Genomic DNA, 24,839 nt, shown 5'->3' on the forward strand with positions numbered 1-24,839 from the left:
GATCCATAATTGGGGCTTGGCATTTTCACAACTTTATATTAAATTTGGTGAGCGAATACTGAAAGAAAACAGTAGCTCCTGAGAAGCATTAATTTAGATAATGACACAGTTCAAGTTACACTCCCAACAAAATAAACTAAAAAGATAAGCAATTAGCCTGCACACAACATCGGTTCCTATGTAAAGCAGTTTTCTTAGAACCAAGTTAATAATTCTTTTTAGTAATCCAATAAATGGGCTTTTGAGGGCTAAATTAATGCTCCTCAAACACCTCAATAATCATTAAGCTCAGGCTCCTATGTGTGGTATATTGCTATCCACAAGCACCCGTATGGTTTTAAAGATTTTAAAAAACAGCTACCTGCTTGGCAATGTGACAACCGTAGGCTCCACAACCGATGTTTTGTAGTCTGAATCTTGTTTTTTTGATGAGCTTTTAACAACTATTCTTCTCTAATTTCTTTCCTCTTTTTTCTATGTCATAACCAATGTTTTTTGATAATTGTTTTGATAGGGCGTTTCTGTTTTAATTACCGATAGTATTCTGTTTAACAGTTTTCTTGCTATTTTAACGATGATGCTCTTTGGGTTTTTACCAATATGGGTGCGGTAGTAGAGCTGCATCTGCGGATCTATCCTTAATGCCACCCAGGCACTTTCTATAATATAACTGCGCAGCAGGCCACGGCAGCGTGGGGTAATGCCAAATACATTTTCTGTACCTCCGCTACTGCGCATCATTGGCACCATGCCAATATAGCTGGCAAAACTAGCTTCATTGCTAAACCTTCTAATGTCTCCCAGTTCGGCAAGTAATGCTGCTGCCAAATAACCTCCAACTCCGGGTATGCTTTTTAAAAGGTAATAATCTTTTTTATAATGTTTGCGACAATAGCTGCGCAGCTGATTGGCCAGTTCCAGGTATTCGCCATAGATAAATTCATAAGTGCGCAACTTGCTTTCTAAACAATATTTGCCACTTACAGTTTGCCACTGCAAATTTTTTAACCAAGCAATAAAACTCTTGGTCCAGTTGGCATTATCGTGCTCGGGCGGTATAACGATACCCTGATAGAGCAGTAAACTTTTGATGTGGGTTTTTGCAGCACGAAGCTGGCGGGTAACTCCTGCCCGATGTCTTAAAAGACTTTTCAGTTCATCTTCTTCTGCTAAAGGAATGTGTATTCCCTTAAGCTGACCAAGAGCTAGCTGTTTGCTCAGATTGCGGCAGTCTAACTGATCTGTTTTTTGGTAATATTGTTTGTTGCTGGTCGGGATGTCTGCAAGGTTAACCACAGTAACTGTCCAACCAAGTTGCAAAAAATACCTGGCTGCACTAAAGCCACAGCAGCCTGCCTCGTAAACCAGGTTTACCTGATAGGTAGGAAAGTTACTATCCACATAGTCAAATAGGATTTTCGGCTCTGCGGGCATGGTAAAAGATTTGTGGTCGCTGATATCACTTTTTATGTGAATAGACCAAGTTTTCTTGTGTATGTCGATGCCAATGAATAGATTTGGTAAAGCAGTAGTTTGTGTTTCCATGATTTTGCGGTTTTGGTTATATAAATTTACTGCTTTTACATGGGTGCTTGGCAATATGGCGGGTTTCGTGCTAATTTCAAGTTCAGTTTTTCAATTGAACTTTTGTGCAAAATTGAATATTTGTGCTCCAAAATCGGCCACTATGCCAATACCCAAAACATCATCAGTCAATCTAAACCGAAAAACCGCTGAGAATTAACTTCGGAAAATTACCTAATAGAAATACATGCCCACATTTACAGCGTATTTTGCCTATTTAGGATTTAAACACTTTCTTTGTTAAATTAATAATTAGATTATCTTTGCGCTATTAGCGTAAAATCACATTAGATGATATTTGCAAAATAAAATGTGCCAATTGCCAGTTAATTCTGTTGGGGAAGCATTAAAATATTTACAATAAAACAATTTAGATGAATATTTCAGAAAACACGGTCGTATCTTTAACTTACGAACTACATACGACCAACCAAGAAGGACAACAAGTTTTTGTTGAAAAGGCCGATGAAGAAAATGCTTTAGTATTTTTATACGGTGTTGGCATGATGTTGCCAAAATTCGAAGAGCATTTAACAGGTTTAACTGTTGGCGATGAGTATAGCTTTGAATTATCGGCTGTAGATGGTTACGGAGAGAAAGATCCAGGTGCATTTGCCGATTTACCTATTTCTATGTTTACCGAGCAAGGTGCTGAAGCGCCAAATGTTGGTGATGTTATTCCTTTGCAGGATAATAACGGGAACCAATTTAGAGCTGGCGTAACTGCTGTACACGAACAAACTATTTCTGTTGATTTGAATCACCCAATGGCTGGTAAAAACTTAATATTTGCCGGTAAAATTTTAAGTGTTCGCGAAGCCACACCAGAGGAGTTGACTCATGGTCATGCGCATGGTGCAGATGGACATGAAGAACACTAGTAAATTTTAACTGATAAGTTTTGTAGTGATGTGAAGTTGAAAAAAAATGGCTTTGAATTAATTTTCAAAGCCATTTTTTTAATTAAAATTTAAAACTATAACCAAATCGAACTATTTGTGTTTCATAGTAATCAGCACTCACATAATTAAAATTTTGCCCGTTTACCTGTTTTCTAATTACCATAGTATTTAACAAATCGGTTGCGTTTAAAAATAATTCGCCTTTTCCTTTCTGAATCGATTTCTTAGCCCCAAGGTCTAAAGAAAACCGAGAGTTTATTTTACCCTGAGGAATAATATCTGGTGCTAAATAGACAGCGGTTAATTGCGCATCAATTCCATTCTGAAAATGAAAGGTGTTATTAAGTTTAATATTACCTGATATTATTTTTTGTTTGGCCGCTGTAAATGTATTTAGTACAGGGTATTTGTTTTCAACTGTAAAGGCATCAATCTGGTTTCGGTAAGCATTAAAATTAATATTGAATGCATACAGTTTTGATATTTTTTGTGATAAAACTGTTTCAATGCCGGTATTATAACTTCTATTTACATTTTGAAAAATAGCGTATATGATATTATCTGTGCCAATATTGCTCGATATTCTTGTAATCGTTCCATCAGCAAAGCGATGATAAATTGCATTATATAAGTTTCCATTTCCCCAACTTTTTTTATAGCCCAACTCTACCGAATTTGTAAATTGTGGCCTTAAATTAGGGTTCCCAACTTTAATAATTTCCGCATCATCATATTTTGGAAAAATACGAATATCTACCTCATTGGGTCTATCTACTCTTCTTGTATAAAATACAGAAAGTTTGTTGTTTTGGTTAATTTTATAGGCTATACGAAGATTTGGAAACGGTTGCGTGTAATTGTAACCGTCACTTTTATATACATTATGGTTAGGGTTTACGTCATATTGAATTTTTACATATTCAACCCTTAAACCCAGCTCTGCTTCCCAATTATTATTTTCGAAAATATAATTTCCGTAAAGTGCCGGTATAAGTTCGTTGTAAGTTGCCTTACCGCCAGCGTTATTATCTAAAACCGAATTTATACCAGGAATAAATAGCATATCTGTAGGTATATTTCTATTCCGAAGTTTTATGCCCATTTCCATTCTTCCATATTTAAGTGGTTTTATGTAGTCGAAATTAAAATCATATACTTTTTCGTCTGATAATAATTTGAAAGCATCTGTACCTTTGGAAGTTGGCAAAAAGTTATCATAAAAATATTTTTCATCTTCCCTATGAAAAGTGTAATTAAAACCCACATTGAATAAATGTCCGGCTTCTTTAAATTTATGCTGATAACTTGTCGTGGCCATTACAGTTGTTTTTAGTTCATCTTCTAAAAATTGCCAAAGTCTTTGTCGTTGCGAAAAATCTTTATTGAAAAAAGGTTGGTCTCCACGATCGATTATTTTTTCGTTCCCAAAAAGGAGAGAAGCGGTTAACGTATTTTGATCGTCGAACGTATAATCTACACCAGATTTTAGGGTAGTAAAGTGTGTATTCCTATTTCTTTTTAGTTGTGAATTTATAACACTTCCGTTATCAAAACTTCGTGTCAAAAACTCATTTTTGTTAAGGGTTTCGTTGTAGAGATAATCACCTTGAAAGAAAATATTTACCTTATTTTTTCTATAATTTAACGATAAAGTTGGATTTATTTTTGGTGTAAAAGTGTATTGAGGCGTAATTGTTGGCAAATTTTCTTTTTTAATCCATAATGCACCGGCGCCAGTTGTAAATCCTATTTTCCCATTAAAACCATCTTTTTTATTCTTTTTATAAATGATATTGATAATTCCAGCATTCCCATTTGCGTCATATTTAGCAGATGGATTGTTGATAATTTCGATCTTCTCTATCGCCGACGCGGGAATATTATCTAACCCAGATTGATTGCCAAAGCCGGTAATTGCAGTTTGTTTACCGTCGATAAGGACTGTAATTTTATCGTTTCCGCGTAGTTGTAATTTCCCATCTTGTACGGTTACGCTCGGTAGGTTTTGCATGGCCTGTAAAACCGAACCGCCGTTTTGGCTGATGTTATCTTTTAATGAGAATGTTTTTTTATCCATCTTTTCGCTAATCTCATTTGTTTTAGCTGTAACAACAACTTCGTTTAGCGATGTGGTATTTTCCTCAATTTCTATGGCGTTAATGTCTAAAAATTCGCTCAGGTTACCAACAAATAATGCTTGTTTATGTTTTTTGTACCCTATGTAAGAAATTTCAAGTAAATAATTTCCTGATTTGATGTTTGGTAGCGAAAATCTGCCTTCAACATTGCTTACCGTGCCAGTTAAAAAGGTGCTGTCTTTTTCGGTTTTTAAAACAATGTTTACGTACGGCAAAGTAATTTTTGTTTGCTTATCTTTTATCAAACCAGAAATGGTTACGTTAGTTTGTGCATAAGAAATACACGTGTAGAGTGTGGAAATAATTACGGAAAAAATGAATGTTTTTTTTAGCATCGTTTTAAAATTTTTATTTAATGCAAAACTGCAGTCGAATTTTGAATAAATTCTGAATGACCAAAAAGTAATTCCTAAAAAGGATAAAAAAATTAAGTGTTTTAAAATTGAATAGTGAATTGATGTTCAGATCCATCAAAATGATAGCCAATAGCCCATTGATGGCGAATGCATATTTGTTTTATAATTGCCAAGCCTAAGCCACTACCAAATTTTTCGTTTGAGGAATTTGCAAAACGCTTAAATAAGGCATCATTTTTTAGTGCTTTACTGCCTGAATTAGATACGATAAGTTGGTGGTGGTTAACTGCGATTGTTATGGTTCCGTTTTGTGTATTATGGCGGATTGCATTTAACAGCAAGTTGTTTAACAGCATCTCAATCAATGTTCTGTTTCCATCAACAATCACATCGGGCGCTATGTTTATTTGTACAGCTATTTGTTTGTTATCCGAGTGTTCTTTAAGTTGATTTATACAGCTTTTAGCCAAATGGCTGAAATTGATATTCTCGTGTGCATTAAATTGTTTATTTTCAATTTTTGCGAGCAACAATAAATTTTTGTTAATCCGCGTAATGCGAGTTAATGCCCTATTTATTTCCTCAATTATTTGATATTGTCTGGCGGTTATCGTTTCATTTTGGATCAATAAATCCAATTTATTTTTAATAATTGCCAATGGCGTTTGCAATTCGTGCGAAGCATTTTCTGTAAATTCTTTTTGACTATTGTAAACGGATATATTGTGTTGCAAAAGCTTAGTAAGCGCATCGTTGAGTTCCTCAAATTCGAACGTATCGGTTTTTTCGAAGGTTATTATCGATTGATTATTAAGGTTGAAGGTTTTTAACTTGGCTAAAGTATCTCTAAAAGGTTTCCACAAACGAACTGATAATCGCCTATTTAAAAACAAAAATCCCGCAACTAAAAGGATGAAGAATAAGAAGGTAATAATCGCAATTGCTACAACGGTTTCTTCTGTTTCCTCAACATTTGTTTCAATGGTTAAAATAAAAGGCTCTTTTTGGATTTCAATATTTTTCTTTAAACACCTAAAACGCCCTAGGTTGTTAACATTGCTAAAAGGTTTTTGCTTTGAAATGGTGTAAATTTGAGGTTTGGTATTTGATGTATTTACGGCTTTTTCTAAATTACTTCCCGGCTGTACTTTATTCCATAAAATTATACTTTGATCAAGTTCTGCTTGCGATAGGTTTAATTTATTTAAGCCATTTTCAATGCGATGGGCTATAATTTCATTGTGTTCATCAAGTTCGTTTAACCAAATAAAATCAACAACATAATAGTATGCAGGTACACTTGTTGCCAATACAAATAGCGAATAAATGGCAAACGTTCTTAGTGTTTTGTTTAATAACTTTTTCATACTTCCCATTTATAACCTGTACCGTACACGGTTTTTAAATAGGTATCGCAACCCGCCTCTTTAAGTTTCTTTTTCAGGTTTTTAATGTGCGCATAAATAAAATCGTGGTTATCTAACATGTCGGCAAAATCTCCCGATAGATGTTCTGCTAGTGTACTTTTAGAAATTATTCTGTTTTTATTGCCAATAAAATAGAGTAAAAGATCAAACTCTTTTTTAGTTAAATTGATAATTTTACCATTTACTAAAACGGTTTTGGCTAGTAAATCAATCTGCAGTTCATTTTGAAAAAACGTGTTAGAATTTCCAAATTGTTTTCTGCGGATAAGTGAATAGATCCTTGCAGCAAGTTCCGAAAGATGAAACGGTTTAATTAAATAATCATCAGCACCCAATTGTAAACCTTTTATTTTATCATCTAAGGCATCTTTTGCAGATATGATAATAACGCCATCCTGCTTACCCTGCTTTTTTAATTCTTCTAAAATCGCCATTCCGTTTCCATCAGGCAACATAATGTCTAATAAAATGCAATCATAATTATAGGTTTCGATTTTGGTTAAAGCTTGTTTAAAGTTGATGGCAAATTCGCACAGGTAGTTTTCTTCTGATAAGTAATCGGCAATACTCTGCGCCAATTCAGTTTCATCCTCAACAATTAAAATTTTCATAATACAATTTTATGTGGCAAATTTGAATTTTTTTTGAATTTTAGACTTCGTTACCAATTAATTTTATAAAATCGAAGTTTCTGTTTTCCTTTCGGTTTAGCATATTACCCTGTGAATTTTTGAATATCGAATATCACAACCTCATTCCCCGTAAAAAGTCTTCTATCAACATTCTTTTTTTGCCCTCAAACTGAATATCCAAAAGCTTAATAAAACCATCCGCCGTTGCAAATTTTAGGAAAGTTTTGCCGTCGGTTAAAAATTCTCCAGTTTTTATTTCTGGTTTTGTATTTTCAATTTCTGATTTAAAAACTTTAAGTGTTTTGTCGTTAAGAAAAGTAAAAGCAGTAGGGTATGGGCTTAAACCTCGAATTTGGTTGTAAACCTTTTTTACAGGATGGTTCCAATTGATTTTACAATCTTCCTTAAAAATTTTGGGTGCGTGTTGTAAATGGTCACTTTTGGTTTGTGGTTGCTCTTTATAATCTCCACTTGCAATTTTTGCGACGGTTTTAACTAAAAGTTTTGCGCCTACATCCATTAATTTATCGTGTAAATCGCCAGCACTTTCATCATCATCAATCGCAACGCTATCGCTTAAAATAATATCTCCTGTATCGATGGTGTGGGTTAAAAAGAATGTTGTTGCACCGCTTTCTTTTTCGCCGTTAATTATAGCATGATTAATTGGCGCTGCGCCTCTATATTGTGGCAATAGTGAGCCATGTAAGTTTATTGTGCCTTTTTCTGGCATTGCCCAAACTACTTCTGGTAGCATTCTAAAAGCAACAACAACTTGTAAATCGGCTTGGTACGTTTTTAATTCAGCTAAAAAAGCAGGATTTTTTAGTTTTTCGGGTTGAAGAACTGGAATATTATGCTCCACCGCATATTTTTTCACGGCACTTTCTTGTAATTTTTGTCCTCGTCCGGCGGGTTTGTCTGGTGCAGTTACAACGGCAACTACCTCAAAATTAGCCTTAACCAAAGCATCAAGAGAAGCAACGGCAAAATCTGGCGTACCCATAAAAACTATTTTCATATTAGTGTTGTTTAATTTCAAAAAATAACGATTGTAAGTTCGTTAGGTTTTACAAAATAACTAAAAATTAATGATCCAATTCCTTTAAAAATGGTGCAGGGCAAAGAGGTTGTAAAAGAACACGGTTTAGTATATGTAACCGATCGCACACCCGGGTTTTACCGTAAGGGCGATGCTGGAAAATTTTACTATGAAGATAAAAACGGCGAAAAAATAACCGATGAGAAGCATTTAAGTCGCATTAAAGCTTTGGTTATTCCGCCAGCATGGCAAAATGTGTGGATTGCAAATAAGCCAAATGCGTACTTACAGGTTACAGGAATTGACGCCGCAGGGAGAAAGCAGTACCGCTACCATACAAAATGGACAACCCGTCGATCTGATTATAAATATTATCGATTATTAGAATTTGGTAAAGCGTTGCCAAAAGCAAGATTGGCCTTGGCAAAAGATTTAAAAAGAAAAGATTTCGATGAAAGAAAAGTACTCGCAATTTCTGTTGATGTTTTGCAAAAGACCTTAATCCGTGTAGGCAATGAGAGTTATAAGCAACTTTACGGCTCTTTTGGCTTAACAACCTTGCGCGATAAACATGTTAAAATTGACGGCGCTAAAATTACCATGGATTTTATTGGTAAAAAAGGCGTTCGACAAAGCGTATTACTTAACGACCGAAATTTGGCAAAATTGGTAAAGCAATGTCGTGATATACCCGGACAAGAACTTTTTCAATTCTATGTAAATGGTAAAGAACATCGAGGGATTGACTCGGGCAAAATCAATAATTATATTAAAGAAATTACCGGAAACGATTTTACAGCAAAAGATTTTAGAACCTGGGGAGGAACTTTAGAGGCCTTAAAACAGTTTGCAAAATGTAACGTTAATCAAGACGAAAAACTTAATTCGAAAAAAGCTGTCATCTCTGTTTTAGATTGCGTAGCGAGTAAACTTGGCAACACACGGGCAGTATGTAAAAGTTCGTACGTTTATCCTTTATTGATAACTGCGTTTGAGGAAAACCAATTGGAAAAGTATATTAAAAAAATGAGTACCACACAAAGCTTAGCAGATGAAGAGAAAGTTTTGCTTTCTTTTTTAAGGGCAAATTCGAAATAATTTACCAAAAAAAATGATCTTAGTTTTTTAAATTAAGATCATTTTTTTTTATAAAAGCCGAGATAAGTGTTACTGCTCTTTTGGTGCTTCTTTAATTGAATGCACAGGTTGCTCTTCCAATTCTCTAGTTTTTGCTGGATTTTCAGATTTTGGAGGCAGGTTTGGCACTGTATCGTTTTCCTTTCTAACGGTTTTATGGTCCAATGGTTCGCGTCCTTTTGGTACCTCTTCTTCGTAATTGCTACCAGGATTATTGTTTGTGGTTTTAGGTCCGTTGCTCATAATCTTAATTTTTAATAATCTGCAATAATGGTCTATTCAAATTATTAGTCCATTTTTTTATGCTATGTTAGTAACAAACTTTCAATCTTCATTGTTTTAATAATCTGCTTGGGTGATAAATTCAATTTACAAATAATCACATTTTAGTAACACAATTATTCGCCTAAAATTCGGCCTAATTATAAAGCAAATATTTCTTTCTCATTGTTTTGTAGGCGTTTAATCCGGGTGCCCAACTTGCTCTAATTTCCTTTTCAGTTTTGCCAGCAATTACCTGTTCTCTAAAATCTTTTACACCAACTAATCGTTCTATTATGCCCATTTCTTTGCTCAATTTATTATTAAAAAAATCTTCTCTTCTTGGCGATGCATTATATAATTCAATTAGCCAGCTGATGTTAAGTTGTTTGGTTTTTTTTAAAAGTGCAACATTATAATTTCTTAAATCTAATCCATAGCAAGTTTGGTTTTGAAATAGTGGCGTTTCAGCCATTCCCTTTATACTTTTTGGAGTAAAAGAAAAATCGTATTTGTCTTTTAAATAAGGTGCGCCAAGTACGGTAAATGGGTATTTAGTGCCTCTGCCCAGATTTATATAAGTGCCTTCGAATAAACAGGTGCTTGGGTAAAGCATGATAGATTGCTGGGTATTTAAGTTTGGCGATGGTTTGATAGGAAGAATATAATCCATATTATGATCGTAATTGACCATTTTAATGATGTTTATCTTGCATTTTACACTATTTTTAAGCCAACCTTCGCCGTTTAACATTTGCGCATATTCACCCACCGTTAAACCATGTGAAATTGGAATAGGCTGTAAACCAATACCCGATTTGAATTTTGGATCTAAAATTGGCCCATCAATTAAATAACCATTTGGGTTAGGTCTATCCAATATTAAAAGCGTTTTATTATTGGCTGCGCAAGCTTCCATTACGTACTGCAACGTATTTATGTAAGTATAAAAACGAACGCCAACGTCTTGAATATCAAAAATCATAATGTCGATGTCACTTAAATCCTCTGCAGTTGGCGTGCTGTGTTTGCCATAAAGCGAAATGGCTTTGATGCCAGTTTTCACATCCACCGCATCATTTACGGATACGCCTGCACTTGCATCACCCCTAAAACCGTGCTCGGGACCAAATATTTTTTCAATTTTAATGCCTCTTTTTAGTAAACTATCAACAACTGTTTGATTACCAATTATTGATGTTGGATTAACAACCATGCCCACACGCTTACCTGTTAGCAGAGGTAGATATTTTTCAGTTTGCGCTGCTCCAGTTTTCAGTACGGATGTGACAACATCCATTTTTTGGTGCTGTATTTTTTCATTAACTGCTTTTTTTTGCTGGCCACATGCAGAAAAACTAATTAAAAAAGATAATATTAAGTGATTGTATATGTTCATATATCAATAAATTCAAATTTTGATTTAAGATAACAAGTTTCAACCATTATAGGCAAAAAAGTTTGAAATGTAGTTAATTTTTGGGTTTTCGAAGGATCAACGCACAATTTTTTATCAAATAAAATGTCTTATTATAAAAGCAAATCCTCATTTTTGCGAACAAGTAAAACTACGTAATTTGAATTTCGAATATTTTATAGCCAGTAGGATAGCCATTAAATCAGAACGAACTTTTTCAAAGCTCATTGTTCGCATTGCGATAGCGGGAGTGATGCTTAGTTTGGCCGTTATGATTTTGTCGATTGCTATTATTAAAGGTTTTAAAACTGAAATTCAAGATAAAGTTCGAGGCTTTTTGGGTGATGTTCAAGTGATTCGGTACGATTTGAATAATTCTTTTGAGCATTCGCCTTTTATTTTGGATGCAGAAACGCAAAAAAAATTAAAAAGTAATCCTAACATAACAACTTTTTACCCAATAGCCACTAAACCGGCAATAATTTCGGCTAATAAGGAAATTGAAGGAATTAATTTTAAGGGAGTAGATAAAAATTACAATTGGGCTTACATAAAGGATCATCTAATAAGCGGTAGAACGATAAATTTTAGCGATAGCGCTAAGGCGATGCAAGAGCTTTTAATTTCTAGCTACACGGCGAACCGCGTAAAGCTTAAAACTGGCGATAGTTTTATCATGTATTTTGTGCAGGATCCGCCTCGTAAAAGAAAGTTCAAAATTGTTGGGGTTTACGATATTGGCGTAGAAGAAATTGATAAAGGTTTTGTTTTGGGCGATATTAATATTGTTAAGCGATTAAACAATTGGCAATCCAATCAAATTGGCGGTATTGAAATTAAAATTAAAGATTTCAATAATCTTAAAACGGTATCGGATGATATTTTTGATAATCTGCCAACCAATCTTCGTTCGTTTTCCATTAGAGAAAATTTTCCAAATATTTTTACTTGGCTGGCGCTTTTAGATGTGAACACCAACGTATTGCTAGTGTTAATGCTAATTGTTGGCGTAATTAATATGGTAACTGCTTTACTGATTATGATTTTAGAACGAACCAATATGATTGGAATGTTAAAATCTTTCGGCTCGAGTAACTTTAGTATTATGAAAATATTTTTAATTAACGCGGTCTATTTAATAGGAATTGGCTTGCTTTTCGGTAATATTTTAGGGTTAGGATTGGGTTTTCTACAACAATACACCCATATTTTTAAACTCAACCAAACCAATTATTTTTTAGCTTATGTACCCATCGAGATCCATTTTATTGATGTGGTATTGCTGAACATAATTACCGTGGTTGTGTGTTTAGTTGTGCTAATTATTCCATCGCTATTGATTAGCAAAGTTTCGCCATTAAAGGCAATTAGGTTTAAATAGAGAGATTTATTAGAAAAGCAAGTTCCTGTAATCATCGGATTCATCAGCCCCGCTTTTTGCTAAAAACTTCGCAGAAAAAGTTCGTTTACCGCGTCAATCGGGTTTATTTAACTTTGGCTAGTATGGCTATTATCGGCTAAATGCAAAACGCCCTAAGCTCGTTTACCGTTAAAAAAGATCAGCTGTTTCACCTAATATCTGTGCTCATCCTTTTTATCTGTGGTAAAATCTTCAGTAAAAAACCCTAAATCGAAACCCAACTCGTTCCTTCCATTACCGAAACTAAATCGGTACGTGGCGCAAGGTTTAAATACGGATAGGTAACTTTTGATAAATATAATCCCGTAGGACGAGCAGGAGCAACTACATTGTCGATTTCTAAGTTAATAAAATGGCTTTCAAACTCATCAATACTAAGTTCGCCTTTGCCAATTTTTATTAGCTGACCTACAATAATACGGATCATTTTACCTAAAAAACGGTTGCTGGCAATGTGGAAGCGGATTCTATCTTCTTTGTCGTTTACGAGCAAATCTGCTTCCATTACGTTGCAGTTAGTATGTTCGTATTTATTTGGATGCGTACAAAAAGCACGGTAATCTTTATATTTTGTTAACAAGTTTACAGCCGATTTCATCTGATTTAAATCAAGATTACTTTCTTGATAAAAAGAACTTTGATTACTTAAAAATGGGTCTTTATAAGTATGAATGAAGTAATCGTATTTACGCTGCACAGCATCAAAACGTGCGTGTGCTTTGGGTTCAACTTTTACAATGTCAAAAACAGCAATGCTATCTGGCAAAACTTTGTTTAAACGAAATAGTAAATCAAAGTCAAATTCTTTTGCCAAATTAACATGAAAAAAGAACTGACTTGCATGTACTTCCGCATCTGTTCTCCCACAGCCATAAATTGGAATCGCTATTTTAAAGATTTTAAAAAGAGCCTGTTCAATAACCTCTTGCACGCTTTTAGCATCGGGTTGACGTTGCCAACCACTAAAATATTGACCTTGATAGGCGATGTGAAAAAAATATCTCATTATAATTTAATGCAATTTTACTAAAATTTTAGCGTCCGTAATATTTAATCCTAATTTTGTTGTGGAGATTATTTTTTAAAACTCAATTATGGATAATTCGATTTGTGCTTGCGGTAGCTTTTTAGCTTACAAGTATTGTTGCGAGCCTTACCACCTTAAAACGAAAGTTGCGCCAACCGCCGAAGCTTTAATGCGATCGAGATATACTGCTTTTGTAGTTCAAAATGCAGATTATTTATATGAAACTACTTTTCCGACCAAAAGAGGAGAAAATTCTAGAAAAAGCTACTTAAAAAGTGCTAAAAATACAAAGTGGGTTAAGTTAGAAATACTTTTTGCAGATTTTGATGTGGTTGAATTTAAAGCGTATTATTTAAATAGCCATTTGAAAACAGCAGTTTTGCACGAAAAATCTAACTTTAAATTAGAAAATGGATTGTGGTATTATGTTGATGGTGAGTTTTATTTATAATAGAAATTGGGTGATGTTTTCTGGTGTGATTATTTTTGTTTCTACATTCTTATAAGCTTCTAAAAACGATTTCGGAAATTTTGCTGTTGATTTTGAATTCCATTTTATCTCATAAGCTTTCATTAATCCATTTCGCTCCTCTATGTAATCTATTTCTTGTTGTGCATGTGTACGCCAAAAATATTGATTGCAATTAATCTCGCTATAAGCAAGAAATTTAACCCGCTCACTAATTACAAAGTTCTCCCAAAGTGCTCCAATATCCTGCCTAAGTGTTGCCGGACTAAATTGGTTTATTACTGCATTTCTTATTCCATTATCATAAAAATATATCTTTCTGCTTTTCTTCAATTCATTTCTTAAATTTCTGCTTAAAGCACCTAACCTAAAAACAATAAAAGCCTTTTCTAATAACCCAATATATCTTTCTGTTGTTTGATTATCTAAACCTGTGATTTGTCCGAGTTCGCTGTAAGAAACCTCATTGCCAACTTGAAAAGCCAAAGCTTGAATTAATTTTTCCATTTTTTCTGGCTTTTGGATTTTCTCCCAAGTTAAAATATCTTTATATAAGTAACTATCAGATAACTGTTTAAGCCTTATTTCTTCTTCACCAGGATTATTTACAATTTCAGGATAGTAGCCATATACTAATCGATGATTTAAAAGTCTTTTTTCATTTATTACACCATGTTCTTCAACCATCTCTCCAAACGAAAATGGAAATAATTGATATTCCCATTTTCTCCCCGTTAATGGTTCATTTATATGGTTTGCAAGTTCAAATGCAGATGAGCCTGTTGCTATTACTTTTACATCTTTTAATTGATCTATTATTAATTTTATAGCTAAACCTATGTTATCAATTCTCTGTGCTTCATCAATAATTAGTGTCTTTGCTTTTCCCAAGAGAGAACGTAACGATGTTGATGTTGTATTTGATAATATGCTTCTAATATCAGCGTCATCTCCGTTCCACCAAATTATAGGTTGAGCAAATTTATTAGAAAGCTGTTGCAATAGCGTGCTTTTTCCAACTTGTCTTGGACCTAAAAGAATAATGGCTTTTGCATCTTTTAAATGTTTTTGAACTGATGATGATATAGCTCTTGAAATCATGATATAAGTATGTAATCGCAAATTTAATATAAATTCTGCGAATACAATCGCAAAATTCATATTAAATTTGCGATTTTGATAATTTTAATCTACAACTTCTTAGCCTCATTCCAATATACATCCATTTCGGTAAGCGTCATATCGGCTAGTGCTTTTCCATTTTGTTTTGCTTTTTCTTCTAAATACTGAAAGCGTTTTATAAACTTTTTATTGGTTTTTTCCAATGCATTTTCTGGGTTGATGTTGATGAATCGAGCGTAATTAATCAACGAAAAAAGAACATCTCCAAATTCAGCCTCTGCTTTTTCTGCATCGATGGCTGTATGATCGGTTACATTAAATTCGTTTTTAAACTCTTGCAATTCTTCTTCAACCTTTTCCCAAACTTCTGTTTTGTTTTCCCAATCAAAACCTACACCGCGTGCTTTTTCTTGTATTCTTGATGCTTTTACCAATGCAGGCAATGATGACGGTACGCCAGCTAACACAGATTTATTGCCTTCTTTAAGTTTTATTTGTTCCCAGTTGCGTTTAACATCATTTTCATCTTGCACGATAACATCGCCGTAAATATGTGGGTGGCGGTTTATTAATTTATCGCAAACACCATTTAATACATCAACGATATCGAAATCATTTGTTTCTGAGGCAATTCTAGCATAAAAAACTAAATGCATCATCACGTCGCCTAATTCTTTTTTAACTTCATTTAAATCGCCTTCTAAAATTGCATCGCTCAACTCATAAGTTTCTTCAATGGTTAAATGGCGCAAGGTTTCCATGGTTTGTTTTTTATCCCATGGGCATTGCGTACGCAAAGTATCTAAAACGGTAAGTAACCGGTTGAAAGCATCAGCTGGATTACCAGCATTTGCTGGAATTGGATTGTTAGGCATTTCTTTATTTTTATATCACGGCAAAAAATATAAAATTTTAGCGCCGTTTTGGTTTAATTTCTTGTTTATCGAACGCTAAAATACCAAACCCAAGCCATTAAGAAAAATTGAAATGGAATTCTAAACCATAAATATTTAACGCCTGGACCAGCTTTGTAAAGATTTTCGTAATTAATCTTATTTTTTGCACTGTAAATATTAGCGGGTAAAATCAATAATAAAAATAGAATGATGGCTAATCCGGTGTAATATCTCGTCACTTCTAAACTTAAACCAATTGCAAATAAAACCTCTAAAATACCTGTTAGAGTAATAATTTTTGTTTTTTTAGGGATAAATAGCGGTAGCATTGCTGCCATACTGGTTTTAAACTTAAAATGGCCCATCGCTGTAAAAAGAAGCATAATACTCATTGCAAAGTTGCCCGCAAATAATGAGCTTTTGTAGCTATCGGTATATTTTCCAATTAATAATAAACACACGAACGACAGCAGTAAAATGACTAAGGGTTTCAAATTTAACTGATGATGTTAAAGGCGATTAATAGCGTTGCGGTAAACAAAACCACCAGTCCTGATAAAAATATTATATCTGCAAATTTTTCTAATTGTTGACTTTTCAAGCGCGTTCTTCGCATCGAAATAAAAGATAGGATGCAACTTGTCATAAAAATAATGATTGCTACAACAGCAAATTCATCAATTAATGAGTTATCAGATAAATTTAGTTTTTTTAATGATGTTAATACGATAAAACAAATACCAAGTAAGTTGGCAGAAGTGGTAAGAATATGTGGTGAACGGTTTTCGGACATTTTATTCTTGCTCCTCTAACTTAATTTTTTTAGTGATGCGATATACGCGTCGCTTCTTTTCTGGTTTGTGCCCTTCGCCCATTAAAATGCCCCAAGGCTTTAAATTATCAACCCGATCAAAAATTATTTTTGCCACTGCTAAATATGGAATGCACAAAAACATACCAGAAATACCCCAAATCATTTCGCCGACAACAATGCCAATAAAAGCAATTAATGCATTAATTTTTACTTTTGAGCCTACAACTAAAGGCATCAAAATATTTCCATCTATAGCATGTACGCCAATAAATGCAAATAATACGAGTAGAACTTTTCCTGCTCCGGCGGTTGCAAAAGTAATCAGACAGCTAATTAACAGTGCGAAAAATATCCCTAGATAAGGTACTACATTAAATATCCCAGCAACTAAACCTAGCAATATTGCGTATTTAACGCCCATAATACTTAAAATGGTCATCAATAACGTAGTCACAATTAGCATCTGCAAGAAAAGCCCGATGATGTATTTTTTAATGATGTACTGAATTTGCGAAACAATTTCACCTACTTTTTCTTTATAATCTTCTTTAAAAACCGACACTAAAAAAGTGAATAATTTTCTTCTATAATTTAAAATAAAAAATGTAAAAAGTAAGGTAAAACCTAAAAACATTAGGGTTGAAGAAAGTGTTGCCAAGGTTGTTGCAACAATTGCTGCGCTAGTTGCTAAAGCTTTTTCGGTGCTATCGTTTAAATAAGAAAGTTGTTTCTCGGCATTTACATTAAAAGTAGAAGAAATCCAGTGTTGCAACTCGTGGAAAGAAACATTTGCCTTGTTTTTTAATAATGGCCAATCGGCCCATAAATCGCTAATTTGGTTGGCGAAGAAATATAAAATGCTACCAATAACGGCAATCATTAAAATGACAGAAACAATGGTCGAAAAACTCCTCTTAAACCTAAATCTCTGCTCTAAATAATTGGCTACAGGCAATAATAATATGGCCATTAAAAAAGAGAAAAATAGCGGTGCCAATAACGACTGACCTAAAATTAAAATGTAGGTTATACTGATTAAACAAAACAGAACGAGTGCCAGTTTTGGTAAAAAAGAGAGTTTGTCTTTCATCAATGTGTAATTCTGTTTTGTAAAAATGCCATTTAATTTTTATAAATCTGCCATTTAAATTTAATAGCTACTTGCTTTATTTAACAACGCAACATTTCCAACAGTAAGCTTTATACGAACAGCTGCTGTAAACGACTTTAATTGCTCTAAACCTGTAACACTTGCAATTGGCGCAGTAATTTGAGGTTGCTGCATTAGCCACGCTAAAGCTACAGATGCAGGCTTGGTATGGTGTTGTGCAGCAATCTCATCGAGCGCATTTAAAACTTTAAATCCTTGTTCGTTTAGGTATTTCTTCATACCATTTCCACGTTCACTTATTGCTAATTTACTTTCATCGCGATATTTTCCGGTTAGGAAACCGCTCGCTAACGAAAAGTAAGTGACAACGCCCAAGTTAAAATCTGCACAAATATTTTTATACTCGCTTTCAAATTTTTGTCTGTCCATTAAATTATACCCAGGCTGGTAAACTTGATATTGGGGTAGTTGGTTTTTTTTAGATGATAATAAAGCTTCCTCCAATCGGGCAGCTGAAAAATTTGAGGCACCGATCCAGCGTACTTTGCCATCCTTGATTAAGGTTTCATAAGCACCTAAAGTTTCTTCAACAGGTGTGGTTTCATCATCAAAGTGCGAGAAATACAGATCGATATAATCTGTTTTTAAGCGTGTTAAAGAATATTCTACTTGGTTGATGATGTAATCTTTTTTTAGCGATTTTCCATAACCTAAATCGCCACCAACTTTTGTAGCGATATAGACATCATTACGTTTCTTCCTTTTTTGTAGCCAATTGCCAATAATGGTTTCCGATTCTCCACCTTTATTTCCTGGCGCCCAAACGGAGTACATATTTGCAGTATCGATGAAATTAAAACCATCGGCTACGAAATTATCTAATATAGTGTGCGATTGTTGCTCGTCTATCGTCCACCCGAATACGTTTCCGCCCAATACAATTGGCGCAATATTTAAATCCGTTCCGCCTAAAATCTTTTTTTCCATTGTAAAATTATTTTGGTGAATAAACAACAATTATCCTTTCTGAGTTTTATAAAAGTAGTAGAAGATATGTCAATTTTTAACCGCTACCAAACGATTCACCACTCATCACTTTATTGCACGCAACATTTCCCTTTTTCCAGGCGCGCCAGGTAATTTTTCGATGGTAAAACCATTTGCTTTTAAAGCTCTTTTTAGTTTTCCTGTAATGGCATAAGTAACAAAAACACCGCCCGGTTTTATGAAAGTACACACGTGCGCAATTGTTTCATCGCTCCACATTTCTGGTTGATGCTGCACCGAGAAGGCATCGTAATAAATTAGATCAAATTGTTCTTTTGTTGCAAAAGCTGATAGCGTAATATGAGGGATTTCGAGGTTGCAGTAATCTGATATTGGTTGTTTTTGCTTTAATGCTTGGTCATAATTGTTAATAAAACTATCCCAAATTGTTGCCGGAACATATTGGTTATATGCTGTTTGTGCTATCAATTCTGCAGTTAATGGAAATGCTTCTATGCTGGTATAATCTAATTTAATTGCATTATTTGTGCAATAATCTAAACTTAAAATAAAGTTTAAACCCGTTCCAAATCCAACTTCTAAAATTGAAATTGCTGATTTATCCGTGGTCGCAAATTTTAGTCCAGCATCAATAAAAACGTGTTTACTTTCTTGTAAAGCACCATGTTTGCTGTGGTAATGCTCGCCAATAGTTTCGTTGTAAAGCGTATTTGATCCGTCGGCTGTAAGTGTAATGGTGTTCATCAAGTTTTTTAAATTAAAAGATTTTAGCAATCAAGATGTAAAGATAGCCCAAGATTTTTTATCCCCAAACCCCAAAGGGGCTTTTAGCAGGTGCAATAAATACAAGGAGGATTTTTAGGTGTTTTATCCCCAAACCCCAAAAGGGCTTTTAGCAGGTGCAATAAATTTATGGAGAATTTTTAGGTGTTTTATGCCTAAACCCCCAAGGGGCTTTTAGCAGGTGCAATAAATTTATGGAGAATTTTTAGGTGTTTTATGCCCAAACCCCAAAGGGGCTTTTTCCATCTAGTCTTTACGCTTTAAGCTTTCCGCTTTAAGCTTTAGTCTTTCTACTTTAAGCTTTGGTCTTTCTGCTTTAAGCTTTGGTCTTTAAGCTTTAGTCTTTCTGCTTTAGTCTTTCTGCTTTTCCCCTCAAGTCTTTTATCTTTGTTCTTTAATCCTTAATCTAAAATGGATATAGAATCTTTTAGAACTTATTGTTTGAGTTTGCCTGGTACAACTGAAGGGATGAAGTGGGGGAATTTATGCTTTATGATCGAAGAAAAAATTTATGTTATCATTGATATCGAAAGTGGAAGTAGGTTTTCAATAAAATGTAATCCTGACGATTTTGATGTTTTAACAGCTAGGGATGGAATCGCACAGGCCTATCATTTAGCAAAACGAAAGTGGATACAAGTTGCGAACTTAGCTGTTTTAAACGATTTTGAATTAATCCGTATGGTAGCAGCATCTAGAAACTTAGTTTTGGCAAAATTAACTAGAAAATTGCAGGCTAAATATCTGTAAAAGTTATTCTTTAATTTCCTCTTTTTTAATTACTGCTGCATTCTTTAACTCTTCCGATTTTTCTATGTTAAATTTATACATTTCTTCTATTGGAACTAATTTTCTTGAACATTTGTCGATATTAGTTGCTGGCTCCCATAAATACGGACGAAAGGTATATACTTTATTTCCATCTAAATTGGCAATAAACTGGTCCCATTTTTCCCAACGCAAACCTTTGTAAAACTTTGATAAATCACTGTCAAAGCAGAATAAAAGAAACTCACCATAACCTGCACCAAGCGGTTGCCAAGTTAAAGTGTTAGGTTCTAAATAGTAAACGTTTTTAATATCTTTTCCTAAACCGCCCAAATTAATGGCAAAAAATCCACCAACAGCATCATCAGCAATTAGAAGATAGGGTGGTTTATCACCAAAGTTTTTCGTGGTTTTATCCTTGTTCCATTCTGCCACTGTTCTGTTTAATCTTTCACTGCCCGAACCTAAAATTCTAATCCAACCGTTATCTACCAAAATACCGCCTGTATTGTATATTACCGAACCTAATGTGCTGTAAGTATTCAATTGCGATTCGTACAATGCTGTATCTGCCTTTGCAGAATCGACGGGTAATACATCAATTTTGTTTTTGGCTGAGTCTATCCATGATTTAACAATCGGCCACGCCGGATCCGTTTTATTTATAAGCTTTTCTAAACTTATCATTTCATTTTGAGCAAACGAAATAGATGTAATAAATAAACTACAAAGGATTAATATGGTTTTAAGCGCATTTTTCATGTTGAAGAATTGTTTTTCCAAATATAGGATGTTAATCTATCTAAGCATTATTTAAAAAACAAAAAGCCTCCAAAATAGGAGGCCGATAAAATGATAATCTTATATTAATAAGGGTTACTTATTAAACCAATAATAAATTTTACTTAAACCCAAACGGCGCAATAAATCAAGCGGGAAAAACAATGTTTTTAATGGTTTCATGATTTTTTTAATGTTTCTATCTTAATTAACATTTTTTAACATATTTTATTGTGCAAGTGTTAAACTAATTTAGTGTAATCGTTTATAGATATTTATTCGCTACTGGTTTTTACCTGATTAAGGATGGTAATTCCAACCTTTTGATAAGCTCTTTTGTTAAACTTATTTAAGTTCTCGTTTAAATCTTTTTGAATACCTTATTTTTGTGCAGCATTATAAATTTTAATAATTCTTCCTTTTTCTTTAAAATACAATGAGTAATCACCACGATACCGAAGACAGTTGTTGCAGTGTAAAAAGACCACAGTCAAACAATAATGAGCATAATCATGAAAACGGCGACGGACACGATCACAATCACGAGGGAGATCCATCGACTTTTAAAACCTACTTGCCTGCTTTAGTTACATTATCGATGTTAATAATCGGCTTGGCTTTGGAACATATTTTCAAGCTTGCTGCATTTCAAATTATTAAGCCTTATTGGTATGTAGTGGCATATTTACCTGTTGGCATTCCTGTTTTAAAAGAAGTTTGGGAAACCTTTAAAGTTTATGATTTTTTCACTGAGTTTTCTTTAATGTCTATAGCCACAATTGGTGCCTTTGCCATTGGAGAATACCCCGAAGGCGTAACCGTAATGCTTTTTTACACCATTGGCGAGCTTTTTCAAATGGCTGCTGTTGCTAGGGCAAAGGGGAATATCAAATCTTTGTTAGATGTGCGTGCAGATGTTGCGAATGTTTTTAGAGACAATAAATATGTTAGCGTTGCGCCAGATAAAGTAAATATCGATGAAACCATTCAAATTAAAGCAGGGGAGAAAGTTGCTCTAGATGGTGTTTTGGTTTCTAATAAAGGTAGTTTTAATACAGCTGCGCTAACTGGCGAAAGCGTACCGAAAACACTTTTGAAAGGCGATATTGTTTTAGCAGGTATGCTTAATTTAGAACAAGTTATTGATGTTAAGGTGACTAAACTATTTGCGGATAGCGCATTGTCTCGGATTTTGGAAATGGTACAGCAGGCCACTTCAAGGAAGGCAAAGACAGAACTTTTTATCCGCAAGTTTGCAAAAATTTATACGCCAATTGTTTTCTTTTTAGCCTTGGCTTTGGTTACTATACCCATTTTAGTTTTAGGTAATGCATACGATTTCCATACATGGCTTTACCGTTCGTTAGTTTTCTTGGTAATATCTTGTCCTTGCGCTTTGGTAATTTCCATTCCTTTAGGGTTTTTTGGAGGAATAGGTGCGGCATCTTCGCACGGAATTTTATTTAAAGGATCTAATTTTTTAGATTTAATGACGAAGGTTAATACCGTTGTATTGGATAAAACGGGCACGCTAACAAAAGGCGTTTTTAACATTCAAAAGATAGAAAGCAATATTAATGAGGATGAATTTATGTCGTTCTTAGTTGCAATAGAATCAAAATCGACTCATCCCATTGCTAAAGCCATTATTGGTTATGAAAATATTAAACATGTTTTTGAAGCCAAAGAAATTAAGGAGATTGCCGGCATGGGCTTGCAGGGCATGGTAAACGGTAAATCGGTTTTAGCAGGAAATGTTAAACTGCTCGAAAAATTTGAAATTCAATTTGATAGCGAATTAAAGAAAATAGATGAAGCAATTGTGGTTTTGGCTGTTGATAGCAAATATGTAGGTTATGTGATTATTGCTGATGAAATTAAGGAAGATGGTGTGCAGGCAATTGCGCAACTTCGAGAAAATGGCATAAAACAGATTGTAATGTTAAGTGGTGATAAAACTTCTATTGTAAAAAAAGTAGCAGCACATTTAAAAATTGATGAGTATTTTGGAGACCTTTTGCCAGAGGATAAAGTGTTAAAGTTAGAAGAGCTTAAAAAAGACACCAATAAAGTGATTGCTTTTGTGGGCGATGGCATTAACGATACACCTGTTTTAGCCATAAGTGATATTGGAATTGCAATGGGCGCGATGGGTAGCGATGCAGCAATTGAAACTGCAGATGTAGTGATACAAACCGACCAACCATCTAAAATTGTAACCGCAATAAAGATCGCAAAAGCCACTAAAAATGTTGTTATTCAAAATATTGCCTTAGCATTTGCCGTTAAGGCATTGGTTTTAATTTTGGGTGCTGGTGGTATTGCAACCATGTGGGAAGCAGTTTTTGCCGATGTAGGTGTAGCATTATTAGCTATTTTAAATGCCGTGCGAATTCAAAAAATGAAATTTTAGGTTTAAAAAAATAGGAAGAGAACTTTACAAGTGCCTCTTCCTATTGCTAATTTCTGGTTCAGAGATTTATGGTGTGCCTGCCCTCCGCGGATATCCCGCTCACAGGACTTTTTTGTCTGTTTTAAAGTGATAACAATATAAGGATTTATTGGTTTTAAAAGAATAAATATTTTTACACATTGTGTGGGAAATAGATATTTTTTGCTTTGCGAATAGATGAGGGATTTTATCAAAAACGCTCGTTAAAAATGATCAAAAAAAAACGGAGGAAGAACATAAAGTTCTACCCCCGCATCTAAATTAACGCTCTCAGGGGATAAAAGTACAGGTTAATTTGTGATTAACAAATTTCAATTCTCAATTTAACATAATTTAACTTAATCATTATTTTAGTAATAAATTCAATACAATAAGGTGTTAATGGTATGATATAATTTGCCGAAAATTTTAAGTGTTTTTAAAACTTTAATGCGCAAAACATGTTATTTAATTAAAAAAGGAAAACTATGGGATTACTTAAAACAGCATTAATTGGAGCCGCAGTTTACGGTGCAATTAAATATATCACTAAAAAAGATGACCTTACCGGAAAATCTATTGTTGATGATTTAAAAGAAAAAGCACCTGAGTGGGTAGATAAGGCTAAAAACTTTAAAGAAGATTTACAAGCTGATTTTGCGATGAGAAACGCAGATTAGTTTTTTAACTACAAAAAGAGGCGATTGCCTCTTTTTGTATATTTTAAGTTGCGCTTGCCTCCAATTTAGAGATTAGTTTTATTATCACCTACCAGTTTTATCAGCCTAAAACTCCAAAATTTATTTATTCATGAATCATTATCACAAAATTATAAAAAGTAGTTTTTTTAGTCTATTAGCATTAGTCTTAATTTTTAGCATTTCAGCATGCTCAAAAAAAGTTCGTTTTGAAAACTCCAGTGTAGTTCCCGCTGCTGAAGGAAAAGTTAAAATTTCGAAAAACGATAATGGAAATTATCAGTTAGATTTCAACATTGTAAATTTAGCAGAACCATCAAAGTTAACGCCATCAAAAAAATATTATGTGGTTTGGATGGAAACCAAAGAAAATGGCTTAAAAAATCTTGGTCAGTTAAAAAGTTCGTCAGGCTATTTTTCTAGTTTATTAAAAGCCGAAATGCGCGCTATAACGCCTTACAAACCAATTAAGGTTTTTATTACTGCCGAGAATGATCCAATTGTGGAAAATCCAGGAAACGTTATATTTTCTACTAGCAAATTCTAATAAATCACTTTCGAATACTAAACTAATTGTAAAATAGTTTAATATTTTCTCAATCAACATATTGGGTTT

Annotated in this window: 24 protein-coding genes; 8 read left to right on the top strand and 16 right to left on the bottom strand. The window is 34.0% G+C overall.

What is annotated here, in order from left to right; genetic code table 11:
- Positions 1-474 precede the first annotated feature (474 nt).
- Entirely contained in the window at positions 475-1,545 is a 1,071-nt protein-coding gene (locus EZJ43_RS09820) for an IS110 family RNA-guided transposase (RefSeq protein WP_133262541.1), read from the bottom strand.
- A gap of 413 nt (positions 1,546-1,958) precedes the next feature.
- Here EZJ43_RS09820 and EZJ43_RS09825 point away from each other — a divergent pair, with 413 nt between their 5' ends.
- A complete protein-coding gene (locus EZJ43_RS09825; protein ID WP_133262542.1) occupies positions 1,959-2,465 on the top strand; it encodes an FKBP-type peptidyl-prolyl cis-trans isomerase in 507 nt (168 codons plus the stop codon).
- Positions 2,466-2,547: 82 nt separating this feature from the next.
- On the opposite strand, the gene EZJ43_RS09830 is transcribed toward EZJ43_RS09825, so the two are convergent.
- From EZJ43_RS09830 to fmt, 4 genes are all read right to left on the bottom strand, one after another.
- Positions 2,548-4,959, bottom strand: coding sequence for a TonB-dependent receptor domain-containing protein (locus EZJ43_RS09830; RefSeq protein ID WP_133262543.1), 2,412 nt, complete (start codon positions 4,957-4,959; stop codon positions 2,548-2,550).
- 101 nt (positions 4,960-5,060) lie between these two features.
- Positions 5,061-6,347 (bottom strand): sensor histidine kinase, encoded by a 1,287-nt coding sequence (locus tag EZJ43_RS09835; protein ID WP_133262544.1) that lies wholly within the window; start codon positions 6,345-6,347, stop codon positions 5,061-5,063.
- Positions 6,344-7,018, bottom strand: coding sequence for a response regulator transcription factor (locus EZJ43_RS09840; RefSeq protein WP_133262545.1), 675 nt, complete (start codon positions 7,016-7,018; stop codon positions 6,344-6,346). The genes EZJ43_RS09835 and EZJ43_RS09840 overlap by 4 nt, the downstream gene beginning before the upstream one ends.
- A 133-nt stretch (positions 7,019-7,151) precedes the next feature.
- A complete protein-coding gene (gene fmt / locus EZJ43_RS09845; protein WP_133262546.1) occupies positions 7,152-8,060 on the bottom strand; it encodes a methionyl-tRNA formyltransferase in 909 nt (302 codons plus the stop codon).
- Between the two features lie 90 nt (positions 8,061-8,150).
- Between fmt and EZJ43_RS09850 the strand changes: the two genes are divergently transcribed.
- On the top strand, positions 8,151-9,179 hold the full coding sequence (locus tag EZJ43_RS09850) for a DNA topoisomerase IB (RefSeq protein WP_133262547.1): 1,029 nt from the start codon (positions 8,151-8,153) through the stop codon (positions 9,177-9,179).
- Between the two features lie 69 nt (positions 9,180-9,248).
- On the opposite strand, the gene EZJ43_RS09855 is transcribed toward EZJ43_RS09850, so the two are convergent.
- Both EZJ43_RS09855 and EZJ43_RS09860 read right to left on the bottom strand, forming a co-directional pair.
- Positions 9,249-9,461 carry a hypothetical protein gene (locus EZJ43_RS09855; protein WP_133262548.1) on the bottom strand — a complete coding sequence of 71 codons (213 nt, stop codon included), beginning with the start codon at positions 9,459-9,461 and terminating at the stop codon, positions 9,249-9,251.
- A gap of 175 nt (positions 9,462-9,636) precedes the next feature.
- Entirely contained in the window at positions 9,637-10,878 is a 1,242-nt protein-coding gene (locus tag EZJ43_RS09860; protein WP_133262549.1) for an exo-beta-N-acetylmuramidase NamZ family protein, read from the bottom strand.
- A gap of 178 nt (positions 10,879-11,056) precedes the next feature.
- Between EZJ43_RS09860 and EZJ43_RS09865 the strand changes: the two genes are divergently transcribed.
- Complete coding sequence (locus EZJ43_RS09865; protein ID WP_133262550.1) at positions 11,057-12,277, top strand: ABC transporter permease; 1,221 nt, start codon at positions 11,057-11,059, stop codon at positions 12,275-12,277.
- A gap of 244 nt (positions 12,278-12,521) precedes the next feature.
- Here the strand turns inward: EZJ43_RS09865 and truA are convergent, their stop codons facing one another.
- Positions 12,522-13,322, bottom strand: coding sequence for a tRNA pseudouridine(38-40) synthase TruA (gene truA / locus EZJ43_RS09870; protein ID WP_133262551.1), 801 nt, complete (start codon positions 13,320-13,322; stop codon positions 12,522-12,524).
- An 88-nt stretch (positions 13,323-13,410) separates the two neighbouring features.
- On the opposite strand from truA, the gene EZJ43_RS09875 reads away from it, so the two are divergent.
- Positions 13,411-13,794, top strand: coding sequence for a YchJ family protein (locus tag EZJ43_RS09875; protein ID WP_133262552.1), 384 nt, complete (start codon positions 13,411-13,413; stop codon positions 13,792-13,794).
- Here EZJ43_RS09875 and EZJ43_RS09880 read toward each other — a convergent pair.
- The 7 genes from EZJ43_RS09880 to mnmD all read right to left on the bottom strand — a co-directional run bounded on the left by EZJ43_RS09880 (position 13,789) and on the right by mnmD (position 19,507).
- A complete protein-coding gene (locus EZJ43_RS09880) occupies positions 13,789-14,973 on the bottom strand; it encodes an ATP-binding protein (RefSeq protein WP_243718077.1) in 1,185 nt (394 codons plus the stop codon). The genes EZJ43_RS09875 and EZJ43_RS09880 overlap by 6 nt on opposite strands.
- 29 nt (positions 14,974-15,002) lie before the next feature.
- Positions 15,003-15,809 (bottom strand): nucleoside triphosphate pyrophosphohydrolase, encoded by an 807-nt coding sequence (gene mazG, locus EZJ43_RS09885; protein WP_133262553.1) that lies wholly within the window; start codon positions 15,807-15,809, stop codon positions 15,003-15,005.
- A 65-nt stretch (positions 15,810-15,874) separates the two neighbouring features.
- On the bottom strand, positions 15,875-16,324 hold the full coding sequence (locus tag EZJ43_RS09890; protein WP_133262554.1) for a DoxX family protein: 450 nt from the start codon (positions 16,322-16,324) through the stop codon (positions 15,875-15,877).
- A 2-nt stretch (positions 16,325-16,326) separates the two neighbouring features.
- A complete protein-coding gene (locus EZJ43_RS09895) occupies positions 16,327-16,623 on the bottom strand; it encodes a hypothetical protein (protein ID WP_133262555.1) in 297 nt (98 codons plus the stop codon).
- A 1-nt stretch (position 16,624) separates the two neighbouring features.
- Entirely contained in the window at positions 16,625-17,734 is a 1,110-nt protein-coding gene (locus tag EZJ43_RS09900; protein WP_133262556.1) for an AI-2E family transporter, read from the bottom strand.
- Between the two features lie 60 nt (positions 17,735-17,794).
- Positions 17,795-18,742, bottom strand: coding sequence for an aldo/keto reductase (locus EZJ43_RS09905; protein WP_133262557.1), 948 nt, complete (start codon positions 18,740-18,742; stop codon positions 17,795-17,797).
- 105 nt (positions 18,743-18,847) lie between these two features.
- Positions 18,848-19,507: a tRNA (5-methylaminomethyl-2-thiouridine)(34)-methyltransferase MnmD gene (mnmD, locus tag EZJ43_RS09910; RefSeq protein ID WP_133262558.1), complete on the bottom strand. Its 660-nt coding sequence runs from the start codon at positions 19,505-19,507 to the stop codon at positions 18,848-18,850.
- 450 nt (positions 19,508-19,957) lie between these two features.
- Between mnmD and EZJ43_RS09915 the strand changes: the two genes are divergently transcribed.
- Positions 19,958-20,296, top strand: a complete 339-nt coding sequence (locus tag EZJ43_RS09915; protein ID WP_133262559.1) for an MmcQ/YjbR family DNA-binding protein — start codon at positions 19,958-19,960, stop codon at positions 20,294-20,296.
- 3 nt (positions 20,297-20,299) lie between these two features.
- Here the strand turns inward: EZJ43_RS09915 and EZJ43_RS09920 are convergent, their stop codons facing one another.
- Entirely contained in the window at positions 20,300-21,076 is a 777-nt protein-coding gene (locus EZJ43_RS09920) for a DUF2625 family protein (protein WP_207924606.1), read from the bottom strand.
- Between the two features lie 454 nt (positions 21,077-21,530).
- On the opposite strand from EZJ43_RS09920, the gene EZJ43_RS09925 reads away from it, so the two are divergent.
- The 3 genes from EZJ43_RS09925 (at position 21,531) to EZJ43_RS09935 (ending at position 24,770) form a co-directional block, all read left to right on the top strand.
- Positions 21,531-23,507, top strand: a complete 1,977-nt coding sequence (locus tag EZJ43_RS09925; RefSeq protein WP_133262560.1) for a heavy metal translocating P-type ATPase — start codon at positions 21,531-21,533, stop codon at positions 23,505-23,507.
- 506 nt (positions 23,508-24,013) lie between these two features.
- Positions 24,014-24,205 (top strand): YtxH domain-containing protein, encoded by a 192-nt coding sequence (locus tag EZJ43_RS09930; protein ID WP_133262561.1) that lies wholly within the window; start codon positions 24,014-24,016, stop codon positions 24,203-24,205.
- 130 nt (positions 24,206-24,335) lie between these two features.
- A complete protein-coding gene (locus EZJ43_RS09935; RefSeq protein ID WP_243718078.1) occupies positions 24,336-24,770 on the top strand; it encodes a hypothetical protein in 435 nt (144 codons plus the stop codon).
- Positions 24,771-24,839: the final 69 nt, after the last annotated feature.

This window comes from Pedobacter changchengzhani (genome assembly GCF_004354365.1).
In the GTDB taxonomy this organism is placed as follows: domain Bacteria; phylum Bacteroidota; class Bacteroidia; order Sphingobacteriales; family Sphingobacteriaceae; genus Pedobacter; species Pedobacter changchengzhani.